Origin of the sequence: Cupriavidus sp. D39, from assembly GCF_026627925.1 — a bacterium.
GTDB lineage: Bacteria > Pseudomonadota > Gammaproteobacteria > Burkholderiales > Burkholderiaceae > Cupriavidus > Cupriavidus ulmosensis.
In genome coordinates this window covers 103,159-120,021 of the sequence record NZ_JAPNLE010000011.1, presented here as the reverse complement: position 1 = coordinate 120,021, position 16,863 = coordinate 103,159, and the positions used below count along the sequence as shown (strand labels likewise).

General features: G+C 57.3%; 12 protein-coding genes and 1 pseudogene. 1 reads left to right on the top strand and 12 read right to left on the bottom strand.

The window, feature by feature from the left end:
- Nucleotides 1-2: 2 nt before the first annotated feature.
- From OMK73_RS37615 to OMK73_RS37570, 9 genes and pseudogenes are all read right to left on the bottom strand, one after another.
- Entirely contained in the window at nucleotides 3-1,487 is a 1,485-nt protein-coding gene (locus OMK73_RS37615; RefSeq protein WP_267606757.1) for a beta strand repeat-containing protein, read from the bottom strand.
- Nucleotides 1,488-1,519: 32 nt separating this feature from the next.
- On the bottom strand, nucleotides 1,520-4,024 hold the full coding sequence (locus OMK73_RS37610) for a beta strand repeat-containing protein (RefSeq protein ID WP_267606756.1): 2,505 nt from the start codon (nucleotides 4,022-4,024) through the stop codon (nucleotides 1,520-1,522).
- A gap of 71 nt (nucleotides 4,025-4,095) precedes the next feature.
- The gene (locus OMK73_RS37605) at nucleotides 4,096-5,820 is read right to left on the bottom strand and encodes a filamentous hemagglutinin N-terminal domain-containing protein (protein WP_324291842.1); all 1,725 of its coding nucleotides are present in this window, start codon (nucleotides 5,818-5,820) and stop codon (nucleotides 4,096-4,098) included.
- Complete coding sequence (locus OMK73_RS37600; protein ID WP_267606754.1) at nucleotides 5,814-6,059, bottom strand: ESPR domain-containing protein; 246 nt, start codon at nucleotides 6,057-6,059, stop codon at nucleotides 5,814-5,816. The genes OMK73_RS37605 and OMK73_RS37600 overlap by 7 nt, the downstream gene beginning before the upstream one ends.
- Before the next feature lie 71 nt (nucleotides 6,060-6,130).
- Nucleotides 6,131-7,837, bottom strand: coding sequence for a ShlB/FhaC/HecB family hemolysin secretion/activation protein (locus OMK73_RS37595; protein WP_267606753.1), 1,707 nt, complete (start codon nucleotides 7,835-7,837; stop codon nucleotides 6,131-6,133).
- On the bottom strand, nucleotides 7,834-8,694 hold the full coding sequence (locus tag OMK73_RS39550) for a hypothetical protein (RefSeq protein ID WP_420715704.1): 861 nt from the start codon (nucleotides 8,692-8,694) through the stop codon (nucleotides 7,834-7,836). The genes OMK73_RS37595 and OMK73_RS39550 overlap by 4 nt, the downstream gene beginning before the upstream one ends.
- 970 nt (nucleotides 8,695-9,664) lie before the next feature.
- Nucleotides 9,665-10,714: pseudogene (locus OMK73_RS37580) on the bottom strand (IS110 family transposase).
- Nucleotides 10,715-11,125: 411 nt separating this feature from the next.
- Nucleotides 11,126-11,941, bottom strand: coding sequence for a hypothetical protein (locus OMK73_RS37575; RefSeq protein ID WP_267606751.1), 816 nt, complete (start codon nucleotides 11,939-11,941; stop codon nucleotides 11,126-11,128).
- 91 nt (nucleotides 11,942-12,032) lie between these two features.
- On the bottom strand, nucleotides 12,033-14,570 hold the full coding sequence (locus tag OMK73_RS37570; RefSeq protein WP_267606813.1) for a fimbria/pilus outer membrane usher protein: 2,538 nt from the start codon (nucleotides 14,568-14,570) through the stop codon (nucleotides 12,033-12,035).
- A gap of 27 nt (nucleotides 14,571-14,597) precedes the next feature.
- On the opposite strand from OMK73_RS37570, the gene OMK73_RS37565 reads away from it, so the two are divergent.
- Nucleotides 14,598-14,804 (top strand): hypothetical protein, encoded by a 207-nt coding sequence (locus OMK73_RS37565; protein ID WP_267606750.1) that lies wholly within the window; start codon nucleotides 14,598-14,600, stop codon nucleotides 14,802-14,804.
- Nucleotides 14,805-14,821: 17 nt separating this feature from the next.
- Here OMK73_RS37565 and OMK73_RS37560 read toward each other — a convergent pair whose 3' ends face one another.
- The 3 genes from OMK73_RS37560 to OMK73_RS37550 form a co-directional block, all read right to left on the bottom strand.
- Complete coding sequence (locus tag OMK73_RS37560) at nucleotides 14,822-15,538, bottom strand: molecular chaperone (protein WP_267606749.1); 717 nt, start codon at nucleotides 15,536-15,538, stop codon at nucleotides 14,822-14,824.
- A gap of 97 nt (nucleotides 15,539-15,635) precedes the next feature.
- Nucleotides 15,636-16,157 (bottom strand): hypothetical protein, encoded by a 522-nt coding sequence (locus tag OMK73_RS37555; protein WP_267606748.1) that lies wholly within the window; start codon nucleotides 16,155-16,157, stop codon nucleotides 15,636-15,638.
- A gap of 71 nt (nucleotides 16,158-16,228) precedes the next feature.
- Complete coding sequence (locus OMK73_RS37550) at nucleotides 16,229-16,732, bottom strand: hypothetical protein (protein ID WP_267606747.1); 504 nt, start codon at nucleotides 16,730-16,732, stop codon at nucleotides 16,229-16,231.
- Nucleotides 16,733-16,863: the final 131 nt, after the last annotated feature.

The window sequence follows — 16,863 nt, the reverse complement described above, 5'->3', positions numbered from 1 at the left end:
CGTCATAGACCTTGTTGTTCGCCGTTACCCCCCGACAGCGTCACGGTCGCCGGCGTGATCGTGCCGTTCGCTGCCACGTAGCTCACGTTGTAGTCCGTCACGTAACCACCGCCGCCAAGGCTCGCATTGCCCAGCGCCGCCGCCACGTTCAGCACCGAGCCGTTCGACCCCTGCACGTGCGGACTCGCGTACACCTCCGCCAGCGACGCGTTGCTCACCGTGTCGCTGCCCTTGAGCCCCGTCACCGTCGCCACCGCCACCGACCCGTTCAGCCCGTCGTACACCTTCGTCCCACCACTCGCCGCCACCGTCAGCCCCGCCGGCGTGATGTTGACCATGACGTTGCCGACGTACACCACTGGGTTGTAGTTCGCCACCAAACTATTGCTACTCGCTGTTCCAGTGACATTCAGCGTGGAAGGCGCAACCGCAACGAGCTTGTTCGTTCCGACGTGGGTGTCACCAATCGTTCCATTGGTGCTGCCACCCGCAAAACTATACGTGTACGTGTCTTGATCAAAGATTCCCGTACCACTAAATGCTACCAGCGTCGCATTAACAAACACAGTTCCGTCGTAACCACGACTTTGTGCTGTGCCATTACCCGAAATAACCGGCAACGATCGATAAAACAAATCAATTGCGTAATTTGAATCCGGTGTCGTGCCACTCGTATTAAATACTTTATAATACGTTGCCCCTGAGACGAGCCCACGCAGAGCTGCCGAATTGGCATTACCCGAACGAATCACGACAGTTTTTCCAGCGCCCGCTGTCGCTATAAACCCAGCACTTGGCACCACATCGCCACAGGTGTCGTAACCACTGGCTTGCCCGATAGAGCAACTCGCTCCCGCAGTCAGCGTGATATTTCCGCTCGATGCGGAAATATTACCTCCGACTGTAAGATTGCCTGCTTTTGTCGTAAGGACAACTCCGTTAGTGGCATTCAGTGTCGATGCCACGTTCATGCCATTATCAGCCGTCGCGGTTAACATGCCGATACTGCCGGTCATATTGACCAAGGTCAACGCACCATTCGATACCGTGACACCGAGATTGCCGTTCCCACTGATATTGCCTGCGAGCGTCGCGTTGCCAGCGAGATTGAAGGCCAGCATGCCGGCATTGACCGCCGTAGACCCGCTAGTGAGGCTTGTGCTCATCAGGGTTGTCGTGCCCGTGCCAGCCTGCATGAAGTTACCCGTACCACTGATGCCGGCAATTGTCGCATTACCTGATACGTTAACCACGACGTTGCCATTGTCAATAATGGTTCCGGTTCCCACAGACCCTGCGGTTCCCCCAGTCCCGATTTGCAGCGTACCATTGGCAACAGTGGTGCCGCCAACATAGGTGTTGTTGGCAGCAAAAATGAACGTGTTACCCGTGGGACTTATGAGCGTCAAATTCCCCGTCCCGCCGATGGGACCAGCCACATTGAATAAATTCCCACCATTCGCGAGCAGGGTGGTATTGCCCGCCAACGTCACATTCCCGGTGAACGTGGCATTTCCGATTACCCTGACTGCACCCGGTTGGCCCACCTCCCCCATCCCGTCCCATTCAACACAAAGCTTTGGGAGTGGGTTCCACCGAACGAAAGAAGTTGAGCCCCGTTGCTAATAAAAAAGGTCGACGCGCCCCCCAATTGTGATGGCGACGACATATCTAGTCGTCCTTGTTGAAGAATCAGATTTCCCGTAAAACCCGAGGCCAGATTCGGATACGCCCACTCAGTACCGCCCGTACCGCCCGTACCGCCCGTACCGTTGCTATAGAGCGACAGATTACCAGCCCCTCGGATCTGGCTCCAAAAACTATAGTTGGCCCCTGAAAGACCACCATAATCAAGAAACAGCGTCGCGCCACTACTAATGTTATAGGTGCTGTTGGGCGACAGGCCCGCGCTGATATTCGAACCCGTTCCATTCCATATCTGCAGCGTCCCGCCAGAGATATTGGTATTTCCGCTGTACGTATTGCTGCCAGTCAGCGTCTCGGTCCCCGTGCCGTTCTTCGTGAAAGACAGCACGGCACCCGAGTCCTGCAAGACGCCGCTGAACAAGCCACTGCCATTGTTGTTTCCAATACTCAACGTGCCAGTCGAGCTGGATTGTACGGTACCGCCACCATTCAACCCGTCGACGATGAATGTCCCGGTGCGCACATCAAGCGCAGCTCCCGTCGCGATATTCAAGGTGGCTATGCCTGAACCCTGGTTGCCGTTGTTCACTGCCAACGTGCCGCAAACCACGTTGAAGAGGCCATTGAAACCGCTGATTGAATTTACGCCATGAAAATCAATATATCCAGCTCCAGTCTTATTCATCGTGCCCGTGCCCGACACCACTCCCGTATCCAACAATACTACGTCGATCACCGTTGTAGTTCCATATAGGTCCAGCGTGCCGCCGCTGCCTACACTGATATTGCTGAGATAATTTGAAACGTGACCGGATGTCTCTGCAGAAAAATCAAGCCTGAGTGTAGCTCCGGAAGCAATCATGGTATTGCCCGAGGTTCGAGTCCACGTTCCCCCCACTCCACTCTTCTCGACAAGAGTTCCTTCACTCACTGTCGTATTGCCAGTGTAAAGATCGTTCTGCGCATTATTCAGCGTCACCGTACCCGTGCCCGCTTGCGTAACATTCCCACTTCCACTAATCTGCGGATTGCTAAACGTCGTACTTCCTGACAGATTGAAAACCAAGTTCGCATTGTCCGCTATCGCTCCCTGCCCTAGACTGCCCGATGTCCCGCCATTTCCGATCTGCAGCGTCCCGCCAGAGATAGTGGTACTTCCGCTGTATGTGTTGCTGCTGCCAGTCAGCGTCTCGGTCCCCGTGCCGTTCTTCGTGAAAGACAGCACGGCACCCGAGTCCTGCAAGACGCCGCTGAACAAGCCACTGCCATTGTTGTTTCCAATACTCAACGTGCCAGTCGAGCTGGATTGTACGGTACCGCCACCATTCAACCCGTCGACGATGAATGTCCCGGTGCGCACATCAAGCGCAGCTCCCGTCGCGATATTCAAGGTGGCTATGCCTGAACCCTGGTTGCCGTTGTTCACTGCCAACGTGCCGCAAACCACGTTGAAGAGGCCATTGAAACCGCTGATTGAATTTACGCCATGAAAATCAATATATCCAGCTCCAGTCTTATTCATCGTGCCCGTGCCCGACACCACTCCCGTATCCAACAATACTACGTCGATCACCGTTGTAGTTCCATATAGGTCCAGCGTGCCGCCGCTGCCTACACTGATATTGCTGAGATAATTTGAAACGTGACCGGATGTCTCTGCAGAAAAATCAAGCCTGAGTGTAGCTCCGGAAGCAATCATGGTATTGCCCGAGGTTCGAGTCCACGTTCCCCCCACTCCACTCTTCTCGACAAGAGTTCCTTCACTCACTGTCGTATTGCCAGTGTAAAGATCGTTCTGCGCATTATTCAGCGTCACCGTACCCGTGCCCGCTTGCGTAACATTCCCACTTCCACTAATCTGCGGATTGCTAAACGTCGTACTTCCTGACAGATTGAAAACCAAGTTCGCATTGTCCGCTATCGCTCCCTGCCCTAGACTGCCCGATGTCCCGCCATTTCCGATCTGCAGCGTCCCGCCAGAGATAGTGGTACTTCCGCTGTATGTGTTGCTGCTGCCAGTCAGCGTCTCGGTCCCCGTGCCGTTCTTCGTGAAAGACAGCACGGCACCCGAGTCCTGCAAGACGCCGCTGAACAAGCCACTGCCATTGTTGTTTCCAATACTCAACGTGCCAGTCGAGCTGGATTGTACGGTACCGCCACCATTCAACCCGTCGACGATGAATGTCCCGGTGCGCACATCAAGCGCAGCTCCCGTCGCGATATTCAAGGTGGCTATGCCTGAACCCTGGTTGCCGTTGTTCACTGCCAACGTGCCGCAAACCACGTTGAAGAGGCCATTGAAACCGCTGATTGGATTTGCACCATGAAAATCAATATATCCAGCTCCACTCTTATTCATCGTGCCGGTGCCCGACACCAGTCCCCCATCCAACATTACTACGTCGATCCCCGTTGCCGTTCCATACAGGTCCAGCGTACCGCCGCTGCCTACACTGATATTGCTGAGATAATTTGAAACGTGACCGGATGTCTCTGCAGAAAAATCAAGCCTGAGTGTAGCCCCGGAAGCAATCGTGGTATTGCCCGAGGATCGAGTCCACGACGCTCCCCTGCGCCATTCCTCTCTACCAACGTCCCCGCGCTCACCGTCGTGTTGCCAGTGTAGGTGTTGCTCTGCGCATTACTCAACGTCACCGTACCCGTGCCAATCTGACTTAGACCGCCGGTACCGGAGATCACTCCTGACACAATGGAGTTTTGGCCGGATGTATTGAATATCAATCCGCCAGTCACACCGTAATTGCCGATCAACACGGCATTAACGCTATTAAAAGTAAGCGATGACCCGACATTGCTCGAAGTCACCGTCACGCCAGATGAGTCACTGATATTATTTGTGGCCGACATCACGACACTACCGCTGGTCAATGCGTTGACAAGGTCGGCATCGGTAAGGGTACCGTTCGTCGAGGAACTCAGCGCGTTGACGGTCGTCGGCGTGTTCGAGTCTGCCGATCCGTGAGTGATGACAATGTTCAACGGATCGAGCAGCAAGGTACCCCAAGCGCCTCGTGGTGCATGCAAATCGATCGGTGCGGCCGGAGCGAATCGCAGGTTGCCGTGGCTTGACGTCTCCACCGTCCCTCCGTCGCCACCCGCCATCCCGCCGCGCGCCGCGATGGTGCCATAGACACGGGTTTCATGGTCGCTCCACAAGACCACCGTGCCGCCTCTGCCGTTGCTACCAGCGCTTGCGTCGATCACGGAGGCTGCATCCATGACTGATGTCTGCGCATTGTGCACGAGCAAGTCCTGGCCATGCGCTCCGCCACCAACGAGCACCGTGCCCCCACCATTCGCGCCCGTGGCGTTTATTGCCGATCCGTACAGCCCTACCGTTTGGCCGGAAATGGTTACATTGCCGCCCACACCCATCGCGGAACTGGCATAGAGCACGGCGCCACTTACATTCACCGTACCCGCCAACCCTCCGTCGATACTAATATGCCCCGCGGCCTGCCTCCCAGAGACATCTACCATGCCCGAGAGATTGATCACGTTGTTCAGGAGGGCCCCTGCGGCATTAGCGGCAATCCACACCCGTCCGTCGCTGGCCTGAATCACGCCAGTGTTATCGATAGTCGCGTTGGCTGAGGCTGCCCCAAGTGTCAGACTCACCATTTGTCCGTTAGCGAGCGCAAGTGTCGCCTGATCACCCGCGGCCAGCGCCACAGTGCCACACGGAGCCCTCAGGTTACCCGTGTTGCGCACTTGGTCTCCAGCAAGGACGATCCACCCGCCCGGGGCAGCTGACAGATTGCCGTCATTCTGGATAATTGAGCTGCCATTCGAACCTGCTGCCAACAATAGCGTATTGGCCCCACCCGCCATGAACGAAGCTGGATCCACACCGCGTGTGGTAGCCAGCAAGGCCCCTGTATTGACCACTGCCCCCTTGCCAAACACAACGCCTTGCGGGTTGACAATATAAACTTGGCCGTTTGCTGTGATCGTACCCAGGATTTGCGAAGTCCCGGTCAACCCGACCACCCGATTCAATACTTGTGCGGAAGTCGACGGCTGCGCGAATTGGACCGTGTTGCCCGCACCGACGTTAAAACTATGCCAATCAATCGCTGCACGCGGGGTGCTCTGCGTGATCACCATCTGGTTGGCATTGGGTGTCTGAATGATTGCCGCTCCCCCTACCACCACGCCCCCTGCGGCAAGACGCCTGCGTGCACTTCCATTAGGTAAACGTTACCCATCAGCAATGCCGCGCCAGCCACCAATGGGTTGAAAGATGCTGCCAAAATGCGTACCAGTCCATCGCACACAACGCCACTGCCAGATCCGCTGCCACTGCCCTTGACGTTCCCGATTGCGTGCTCGCTCACAGCGACAAGCATGCCACGCGCTTTGCTAAAGACTAGGCGATAGATTGTGTTCATAATGAATCTCTTATACTTGACGTGGACGGTCAGTCATCTTGTGCTGCGTATTTTTTTCGCGCACACGCTCGCTAAAACCCGACGCCGAGCGATGCAAATACCCGCCATCGAGCGCTCCCAGGATGGTTAATTGAGTCGCGGCTGCTTGGTAACCGGGTGGCGATACTTAGTCCGCCCGTCATGCCATGGGAGGACACCCAGTCGATCCCAATGCCAATGTCAGAGAGCACACGGTGATTGGACAAACTGGCATCGACAAATCCCAGATTCGTCTGCCAACTAGCGTAGGGGTGATGCAGAATCCAGCCGTTGGCATAATCGACAAATACCCCCGGAGCGAGTCTATCTCCATTAGGTAAGCTGACAAGCCTATGTAATTCCACGCTAAGCAATGCTCCTTGCGAAAGCGAGCCCTCATCTGGTCGATAGGCACGCACTCCCGTTTGCCCACCAATCGCCATCTGTTCATACGGGTCTAGATTGCGCAATGCCCACTGGCCACGCAGGTTGAGCAACGTGTACCACTTGTCGCTTGCCAGATTGATTTTGCTCAGCACGTTAAACGCCAACTTGCCGTAATTGCCACGCGTATCGCTCGGGTCCACGCCCACCAAGCTTTGCGTTACGCGTCCTCCCCCAGCCGACACCCCCGCACTCCAGTAGTCGCTGCCCGCCTGGACAGATTGATCGCCCGAGTTGCCCGAAAGCGTGAATTGCAGTTTCCCAATGTGCCGTGGAGCCGAGGCTTGCTGACCGGCAACCTCAAGCTTTGAAAGTATGTCCGCGCCGTCTAGCCCGATCGTCCAGTTGCGTCCTAGGCCACGGGCTAACGGATATGCCAGCCCTAAAGAGCCGCTGTCGGCCGTTCCCCGAGCGTTAACTGCGCTTACCGTATAGGTGGTATGCGACAAGTTAGCTTGTGTGCGCAGCCCCGTGTAGCTAAGTGGTGCAGAAAAGCCAAGGCTGCCGGTGTACTGTTCGCGATTGGTAGCGAGTACCGTACCCTGCCATACATCGCCCATATGCAGCCAGTTGTTAGCCATGATGCTTGCCGCTAACCGCTTCGTACCCGTCGCCTGCGCTCCATAGTTGTCTACAGTCACGGACCCCGAATAGGGAGGTTGGCTCGGCTCCGCGCTCACAACCACTGCCGTCTGTCCTCGACCGACCCCTTCCGGACTTAACTCAACGGGATATAACCTAACACCCGGGAGGTCTTGCAGGAGCAACGATGCGCGCTCAAACCGCTCGGTTGTCATCACGCAGACATCACCCACCCCCTGTGGACAAAGCGCGTCCCGCGCTGTGCGTTCCAGCCGCGAAGTGGCAATGCGTGAAGTGTTTTTACCCACCCGAAGCGCACCGATCTCGCCTTCGAACACACGGAATTTGAGCTCCCCCGTCTGTTCGAATAACGTCCAGTCTTCCTGGGAGACCATCACTTGCGCAATGGGAAATCCGGCTTTGCGTAATCGCTCCGTTAGGAGCGCCGCAAGTTTATCAACTTGCTCCCTGTTGATGGCCTCAGGTCGCTGGCTTTCCAGTGCCCTATCTAACACCAAACGAACCTTCTCCCCTTTTATGCCTTCCCATGTCACCGAGCGCACGGCGATCTCTGTCAAGAGTGCAGGACCCTCTGCACGGGCAGTCGGCAGCCCGGACGCCCAAATGAAGATTGCAGCCGTCAGCGACCCGGAGAGACGCGGGATTTGACGATTCCACTTGGCTAGGCTCAAGCCCGCCAGTACAAAGTGCTTCCGTCGTTTGCTATTTTTCATGAGTTCGTGCGGGAGACTTCGCCATTTATTGCGACAAGGGATAGCGCGTCGTGCGCGGCACGACCTTCACCCGCCCCTCCTTTCTGGAAGCTATCCGTGTTGAAGTAGTATCCATGGCGCTTCATTGCGCCAGACTCGGCGGCAGTACCGAAGACGATGCGATACACCAGGCCGATTGGCATCTGGACGTTGAAGCTGCCGTTGTCCGCGAGCGGAAACGCGGCGGGCGAAAGCTGATAACCGCCGCGCCAGATCGCCTTGATGCCCAAGGTCCCCCACCACTGAACCATCAACGCCACATCGCCCAGGCAGGCCTCGTCGGGCGTATAAGTCTTCGGGATGCCCAGCCTGCAGCGGTTGTGTTTCATGCGCCCAACCAAAGCGGTCTTGCACGGAGCCGGCGCCGCACGCCTCGAGCCGTGCGTAAGGCATTCGCGGACATGCCATGAGCTCTTCTTCCGATTGCACGGCTCATACGCGAGCATCAGGCGCGCTGCTCGAGTGCTAACACCTCGGGCTTTGACAGGGCCGTATTTGGGTCCGCGCTTTTGTGGGGCAAGGGCAGCCAGTTCGGCAGCCTCGCGCTGGCGCCGCCATGTGCTCAAGGACGACGAGTACACGCCTTCACGGCGCATCAGCGCGCCGATCTCTCCGGGCTTGGTGCAGCGGTCAGCCGCCTCCAGTATGCGGCGCTTGTCGGCGTTGGAAATTGCCTGCGCCGAGCGCGACCAACGACCTCTGAATCGGTGCCGGACGCTGACGCCAGCGTCGCCGATCCGGGCTCCTTGAGTTGCGCCCGGATCGGACACATTCTTGACGGCAGCCATCGTTGCCTTGGATGAGTTGTTGACGGTCATACCTACCTCGTTGCTCGCTAATCTATTGGCACGGGGGCCGCTTTGACCTCCGCCTTACCCCAACCGTTTTCGGTTACCGATTGGCGACTTGCAGAACCACGAAGCATCGTCGATGAGTCATGTACTTCGATGCAACGAACAGCTTTCCCAAGTCAGTACCGAGTAAATTATTCACATCACAAGATCCAGCACTCAGGACATTGAGTTTTTTTGCGATGCCCCCTGCGACATAACTAAAAACCCCCAAGCATGCCGAGCCGAGCGTCAAGCGCTGAATTCATTTTATTTATATCAGAGTTTAAGATATGAACATCCCACCGATCACTTACGCAATCCAGAAAATCTGAGGGTTTCCAAGGCAATCGCGTTTGGCAACGTCACGCAGCGCGCTACTCTGCCAACGCTGATCGCCTTCATGCTCGACACTCGCCGTTATCCGGCTGTCGCGGTCCGCAAGCTCTATCACCAGAGCTGGCGCTGTCTCTCACCCGAGGCGCTCGAGTAAGATGGCGAGATGAAGAAGTCAAATCGCTCTATCACAGTCGCCGCTTCCCAGCGGCGGTGATCAGTTTACGCAGTGCGCCTTTGAGCAGCACTCCGCCTGCCGATGTTGACGCGCGCCGGGTGCTTGGGGGACTTGACCCCAATCCACCTATAAGGAGCCTCGCCTTTTAACAAGATCGGTTTGTGGTGGGTTTCGAGGTGTGGTGAGGGGAGCGTTTCCTTGGGGGGGACGAGTTGGCATGAAGCGGCGGGAGAGACTGCACACCTATAATCGGCCTTGGTGGACGGAGTCACTGCACATCCGGGCCCGGATAGTAACCGCGCAGCAGGACTCCATCCAAGATGCGGCGAATACACGTGATGTGGCGCCTGGTGGATTGCCGAGTTCGCCTGCTGCCGGTCTGCCTGTCGCTATCGTTGCCTGTTGCGTCCTGGCGGTTGGATGTAATTGCAGGAAGTGTCACGCTCACCTGGCCGCGCTCGGGCGGGCATGGGCGGGATCGAATTTTTCCCCTTTCGCGAGGATGGCCCAAAGGATGCGGGCGTGCTTGTTGGCTATTGCAACCAAGGTCTTGTAGTAGCCGACGCGGGCCTGCAGTTGGACAATCCAGCGCGAGAGCCGGTCGTTACGTCGGGGCGCGGTATGGAGTGCAGCACGAGCGCCAAGGAAGAGCAGCATGCGCAGATAGTCGTTGCCCTGCTTCGTGATGCGGCCCAGGCGCTGCTTTCCGCCGCTGCTCTTCTGTCTGGGCACGGTGCCGAGCCAAGCCGCCATCTGCCGGCCGTTTTTGAACTGCCGGGCATCGATGATGGTGGCGACGGTGGCGGACGCGGTGAGCGGCCCGACGCCGCACATATCCATGCATCGCTTTGCCTGGGGATCCTGACGGGCATGCGTGGCGATCTGCCGGTCGAACCAGGCGATTTCCTGGTCAAGTGCTTGCCACTGCGCCTAGCCACGCATCAGTGCCTCACGTGCGGTGCCGGTCAGTTCGTTGGTGCCGCCCTCAAGACTTTCGATGAAGTGAGCATGCAGTTGATCTATGCCCTGCGGGAGAAACACGCCGAATTCGACAAGCAGCCTGCGCAGTCGGTTCACGAGTGCTGTGCGTTCCTCGACATAACCGGTGCGCAGACGGTGGAGCACCAGCACGCTTTGCTGAGCCGGGGACTTGACCGGCACAAAGCGCATTTGTGGACGGCTCGCGGCTTCGCAGACAGCTTCGGCGTCGAGCGCGTCGTTCTTCATGCGCGAGCCGCCCTTGCGGTATGGCGCCACAAATTGCGGTGGAATGAGGCGTACGTCGTGCCCGAGCGAACGGAGCTTGCGGGCCCAGTAGTGCGCGGCGCTGCAGGCTTCCATGGCCACAAGACAGGGTGGGAGATTCGCGAACCAGTTGAGGAAATTTGCACGACTAATCGCCTTGCGCGTGACGATGTGGTCAGATTGGTCGACGGCATGGATCTGCATGATGTTCTTGGCAAGGTCGACTCCGATGCGGGCAATCGTGTTCATGGTTTCCCTCCTTCCTGGAAGCTGGTCGGCATGTCAACCATGATGGCATGGGATTGTGCCGGTGGGGCTAAAGGCGAGGCTCCTTATAGGGTGGATTGACTTGCCCCCCAAGTAAGTGCGCCCTGCCGGGCGCACCCCAAAAACCCACGCCCGAAGGCGTGGGGGTGCGGGAAAATGCACGATAACCAGGGTCAAAGGTCATCACGCCACGACGCCCACGTGAGTGGAAGCATCGGTGACGATGATACAACTCTAACCCTCAATATTAATGAGCAAATATGAGCAGATAATATATCTGATATCGGGGTTCGTTGTAGGAGTGCCCCACGTTCTCCGAGACACATCCCGGGGGACCAGCCATCTATCGCGTCATGCGCGGCGAATTCCTTCCAATTCAAACGTTACGGCCCACTAGTATGTGATTGTGACGGTGTGGACTTGCGACGCTGTACAGGTACCTGTCGAGCACGTACCTGCTTGGTTTGCTGGCATGTTCCCCGTCAATGACACCGTCTGCCCGGTGTTGCCGTTGCCGACTCCCGCTGCCGGCGAGGCTGTGATGCTGTAGTTCAGGCCCAGAAGGGTGGTTGTGCCGGGGGAAATTGAGATGGACCATGGCAGCCCGTTACTGCAGCGCAAAGCAAAACTTGTCGAAGCGGTTTGAATTGTCGTGCTAAACGCCGTGTAGTTGAAGCTTATGCTGCCGGGGAACGTATTAAAGACGCATTGATTAGTGACGCCAACAGCATACGTGACCTGCGCCATGGCTGTCAGAGTGCCTGAATCGCTACCGGGATACTGGGCAAAAACGTCAATTAGATCCGTATATATCCCTGCTGTCGGCGCCGAAGGATTCCCGCCGGCGGTGCCGCGCACGCGCAGGCAATAGCCCCATACGGCCGACGCAATCAGGCTTGCACCGAAGCTGAGCGTCCCAGTGATGACGTTCGATGTTCCGGTAGTAGGGGCGAACCAGTTGCTGGAATTGCTGCAGGTTGCGGAGCCGCCCCCGGATGTTCCACGGCGCATATAGTACGTGAGGTAGTTGCTGGTCGAGCTTAGGCTGACACGCCGATTTCCGTTGTAATTACTGCTGGTGTCAGCCTTCAGGCGGTATGTCAGCGAATTCGCTTCCGCGGAAGTCCGCATGCACGTTAGTGTCGTGGTACCGTTGGTGTCGGTATTGGCGCTCGAATTATAGAGCACTCCTGCGCTGGTAGCTGTCACGCTGCAACTGTAGGCACCGGCGCGCCCCGGCAGGATGGCTGATACGAAAAAAGGAAGGCGCAGAAACCGCCGATAGGCAGGGAGTGTAATGTCATGGTTTTACTCCCGAACAGGCTAGCGGTCCAATGCGCACGATCTCGTCAATGCCGCCGCTTGGAAGTTCGACGTTCATTCGACAACTGACGCCCTTCCATTTCAAACGCAGTTCGTTACTTGGCTGCAAGCCTGTGACAAAGGCTTCGCCGCGGCGTGCAACAAAGAAAGTCTGGTGGTCACCAATCAGTTCGATCTCGGCGCCGGCCGGGGCGGGCTCCCCATCATCAAGCCTGATAGTCAAAAGAGCCCCACGGCCGCTGCGCACAGGGAACCGTACTTTGACAGCGCTACGCCAGCTTGGGGCCACCGTCTGTTCGATGCTGTCCAGTTCCGCGCTGATGGGCAGCTCAGTCGGGTCTAAACGGATGTTATTGTTGACATAGGGCTGCAGGCGGGGCAGCAAGGCAACACCGTCGCTATCCGTGCGGGTCAGTTTGCTGCCCTGAAAGCCAACGCCGATATCTGCGTAGCCTGGTACCTCCACAATCGCAAAGCTGTCCTGCACAGTGCGCGTGACAAATATCTGACCGTCGGCAGCAACCATACCGCCTTGCGCGCCAAGCCGCAGCGCTTGCTGGGCGGTTCCCGCCGTAGCATCCGCCGTGAGCAGCATCCTGGTACTTTGGTAATACAGCCCGCCCTCACTGAACAATTCGCCTCCACGCCGTCCCGCAAGGGTCCGCCATGCCGTACCCGTTTCTGCGGTCAATCCCTTGTTGGCGCTGGTATAGCCTTCAGTGCGCCCGCTACGCTGAGTGACGCTGGTGAATACACTGGCCTGATTGCCCAACGGTATGACAAAGGAAATGCCGAAAGCGGCACCAGAGGTAGCTGCGCCGCGTGCCTGGGTTGCCGACAGCGTAACCGAGCCAGCTTGTCCGATCCGCAAGGAGTAGCTCAGGCTGCGAAATTCCTGAATACCACTGCTTCGTATGTGTACTTTGCCAAAGGCCGCTCCAAAGGAGCCGAAGCTCTCACTCGTATAGTTATAGTTACCCGAGAACTGCCATCTCGGAGATTCGTTGTCCGGATTGCCAATCCATCGATAGCCCGCACTGGCCCCCTCTGCGTGCATCAAGAAACTATGGCGCGTGCCAGCGCGCTCGAGACCAAGTAGCCATTGTTGCCCGCTTCCAGTATGGGCACGGCTACTCGCTGCCACCGCAGCCTGGCCCAGAGTCTGCCACGGCAGGGCAATGGTGCTTCCCATGCTGACATCACGCGTCGCCTTCCCGATCTCACCACGCGCCTCCACAGTCAGCGACTTTGACCAACCGTAGCGCCAAAGGCCCGAGACGAATTTTTCTCCATAGTCCGCGTTGGCGGTGCCAAGATTCTGCCTTGTAGCCCCCAACTCCGCGCTCCAGTCGTGCAAGCTCTGCTCGAGCAGGTCAGCATGCGTAAAAAATGGTTGACTCACAACCGTTTCTCGTCCCAGTACGTCGCGCACTACCAGACGCGCCTCACCGCCACCTGAAATCTGGGGAGCATTGTTGATCGTGAAAGGACCGGTTGGCACACTCGACGTCTGGCGCAGTGCATCGTTGATGTACAGTTCCACTGTACTTGGCGCTCCCGCCGTGCCCGCCAACACCGGAATTGGTTGCGTGGTGAACCCTGGATTGAGCGCATAATTGCGGCCAATCTGAATGCCTCCGAAATAGACCGGGCGCCCCATGAGGCGCGCGCGCGTGGATGAATCTCCAAGCCGCAGCGTCGTGTTGCTGCTTGGGAAATCACGGGTCAGTGTGGTTTCGAGTCGGCGTACCTGCGGCGGCAATCCAGCGTTTGCGCCGGCGAGGTTGCTTCCGTAGAAGCTCGATGTGAGTACACCGAGACGCCCAGTCATGCCGAGTTCGGTGAGCGCCCCCAAATCCTGCGTGGCGGGACTCCCCTTTTGCGCGATCGTGGTAAAGCTCAAATCGTAATTAGCAAATACTGCCGGTATGGCTGGTGCGACCGTTGGACGCATTTCTTGCTCTGTCGCAATATGGGTTGCAATGAAGGCCTGGACGGAAAACTTCGCATCGAGCGACATGCTGGAGAAGTCCAGGTTTCCCCGATAACCCGGAACGGCCCCCAGTGCATACCAGCGCTGGTTCCGGTATTCGATGGCTTGCTCCCCGTGCTTTAGCGTGACACGCCATTCTTCAAAGGCCTCCGCCGGAGCATAGAGTTCGCCGTGGGACTCCAACAACGTCCAGCTTCCAACATTCGCACCATTGAGAACGATCTCCAGCGGAAGGAGGCGCATTCCGTGAGGGCCGGATGCTGCTGAACTGTTTGAGGCGGATGATAGGATCTTGGACTGGGCACCAGACCTTTTTGCCGGAAGACCTTGAGGACGAGCCGGAGTCACTGCCGGATCGACAGCGATCGCTGTCGAGGGACTGGGAAATTCCTTGTCCGAGGTCGCTGACGGGAAGGTAGTTGCGCCTGCCGCCTGAGATGCCGCCAACGGTGCATCCGGGCCTGATCGCATGGATGCCTTTTCAAGCGCGGACGATTCCGCCGCGATGCCCGAGTTCGCCATGGCAATCAAGCGTTGCTCAAGGCTGATATGGACAGCCTCGCCAGTATCACGCCCGTCGTATCGTGGGGACTGTACACGGACATCTCCCCTGGAAAGGCTTCTTCGTTGCTGGCCAACACGGCTGCTGCAGGCGTGATGATCACCATGCAGCAGAGGATTTGGGCGATAAGCGGGCAAACAGAGATGATCTCGCGCAAGCGCAAGGCATGCCATGCAGGTACGGGGCACATGTAGGCGCTCGCGTACTAGCGTCACGGCAGATAGACATCAAACATCTGAGACTGTCCATCGTCAAGGCCCACATTCATCTTTGCCGCTCCTGCACTGGACGGACTGCTAGCGGGCAACGCCCATGTCTTGCTGGCACCTGGCAAAATGTATACGCCACCATTGAAGCGGGTCAGGACGTTCCCATCGCGGGTAAGCAATACCTCCCGGACTTGCGCATAGGCTGTTCCGCTGTTCGCGCAGGTTATACTTAACGCCTTGGCTGCCCCCACCAACTGGCACTCCAATTTTCGCTGGGCGTTGGGTGGCGTAATAAATACCGGCATCGAAAGCGCCAGCGCAATCGGAAGCTGCACCGTTTTGTCCTTCAACTGCGTAACTTCTGGCACCTCGCGCACAACGAGTCGGTAAGTGAGCTCCTTGCTCAAATCGGGCGGCTTGAGCTGCGCCAGCCGTACGACCTGGCGTGCGTTGGGTGCGAGCTTGATGATGGGAGGCGAGAGAATAAGGTCGTCGCTCAGGACGAGGTCGTCAGCACCGTTGGGCTGCTGCGACCAAGCATTCAGATCTGCCTGCAGGACAAGCTCAGAATTGCCTTCGTTGACGATTGCCACGGCCACGGCGCGGTCACGTGGCTTCATATATATTCGGACCGGCGACACTGAGAACGAACCCGCGAATGCTGGCCCAGCTACAGCGATAATGCCTGACAATACCGTATATGTCAGCGCAGCCGCCATGCGCTGACTAAACCAAAAGACAGATTGAATACGCATGTACAACCAATAAGCAAAACAAGGGCCAGAAGACCTGAAGCAGAACGCGGGCTTCGCTGGGCTAGAATGTGACCAGCATTACAACCGCATCGTCTTTGAACTCGCGCGTATTCTGGACATCGATGCCGCGAACCATCGCAGTATCGCTACTGGCGGTAACTTGAGGCGACGCGCGTGAGAGATCAGGTATCCGTCCCAAACCAGCTTGATTGGTAGTGGCGCTCGTAGCGCCGAAGTTGTAAAACACCGGTGTGGCGCGCATCACCTGGACCGTTCGATTGGTACTGGCCTCGACACTAACGAACTGCTCGCCGCCGCACACAACTCGGACCGAAGCATCGCTACGAATTCGCAAAGTCTCGCCGGCGCAAAGATCGTTAGTCTGAACAATTTGCACCCGTATCTGCAAGCCTGCAGAGGCAGTCGCCGCCATCATGCCAGGGCTAGCGGTCAGAAGGCAGGCCGATAACGCCAATCGATAGAGACATTGAACTGATGGACCGCGCTGGGTCTGCCTCGCTACTGGCAGGGTGAACCGGTCGCCACGATGGCTCCCGTTTCTTGCCATGTTGGTTTGCTTCATGCGGATCACCTAGATTACTAGACTCTCCCGACCGAGGCAACGGAAACTACCGAGGTCACGTTTTATGAAACTCAGTAAGTTATCGTCACCACACGGGCCTGGGTCTGAATGCCTGTGGAGGTCGTACCGGCTTGCGCCGCCGCGATCGTTCCTGAAACCACATAGCGATAGGTATCCGGTGTGCCGATACTAGCAGTCGTTGCCGCAGACCCTGCGGTCTGAACGCCGGCAGCGGCGCCTATTGAATACTGAAGGCCGGACACTACACCAACACCACTAGCGGAGGCGCCGGAAGTACTGGTCTTGTCGGTGCCCGTATCAAAGGAGACGCTGGGAGTTGCAGCAAAACCACGGGTGCATTCAAAATCTACGTTGATCGACGTAGCATCTTTTGCAGCACCGAACGCCGTATAGGTTCCAAAGTCCAACGTGAGATTGTCTGACCCGGTTTTCACACGACAAACCGAGGTCAGCGTCACCGACGCGCTGAAGTTGGCACCCACCGTAGCCGGGTACGTCTGGCCAACCCACAGGCATCCAGCGCCAAGCACCAAAACCAGGGCGAGCTTCTTCATGATTTTCTCCTTGCAAAGGGGTCGACATGAACGGGTGGCGAAATGCCAGCACCCGGCATCCTGCTTCCAGCTCTTCAAACGCTTGGGCACATGATCTAAGTCAACGCTATGGTACATATGGTTGAGTTTGC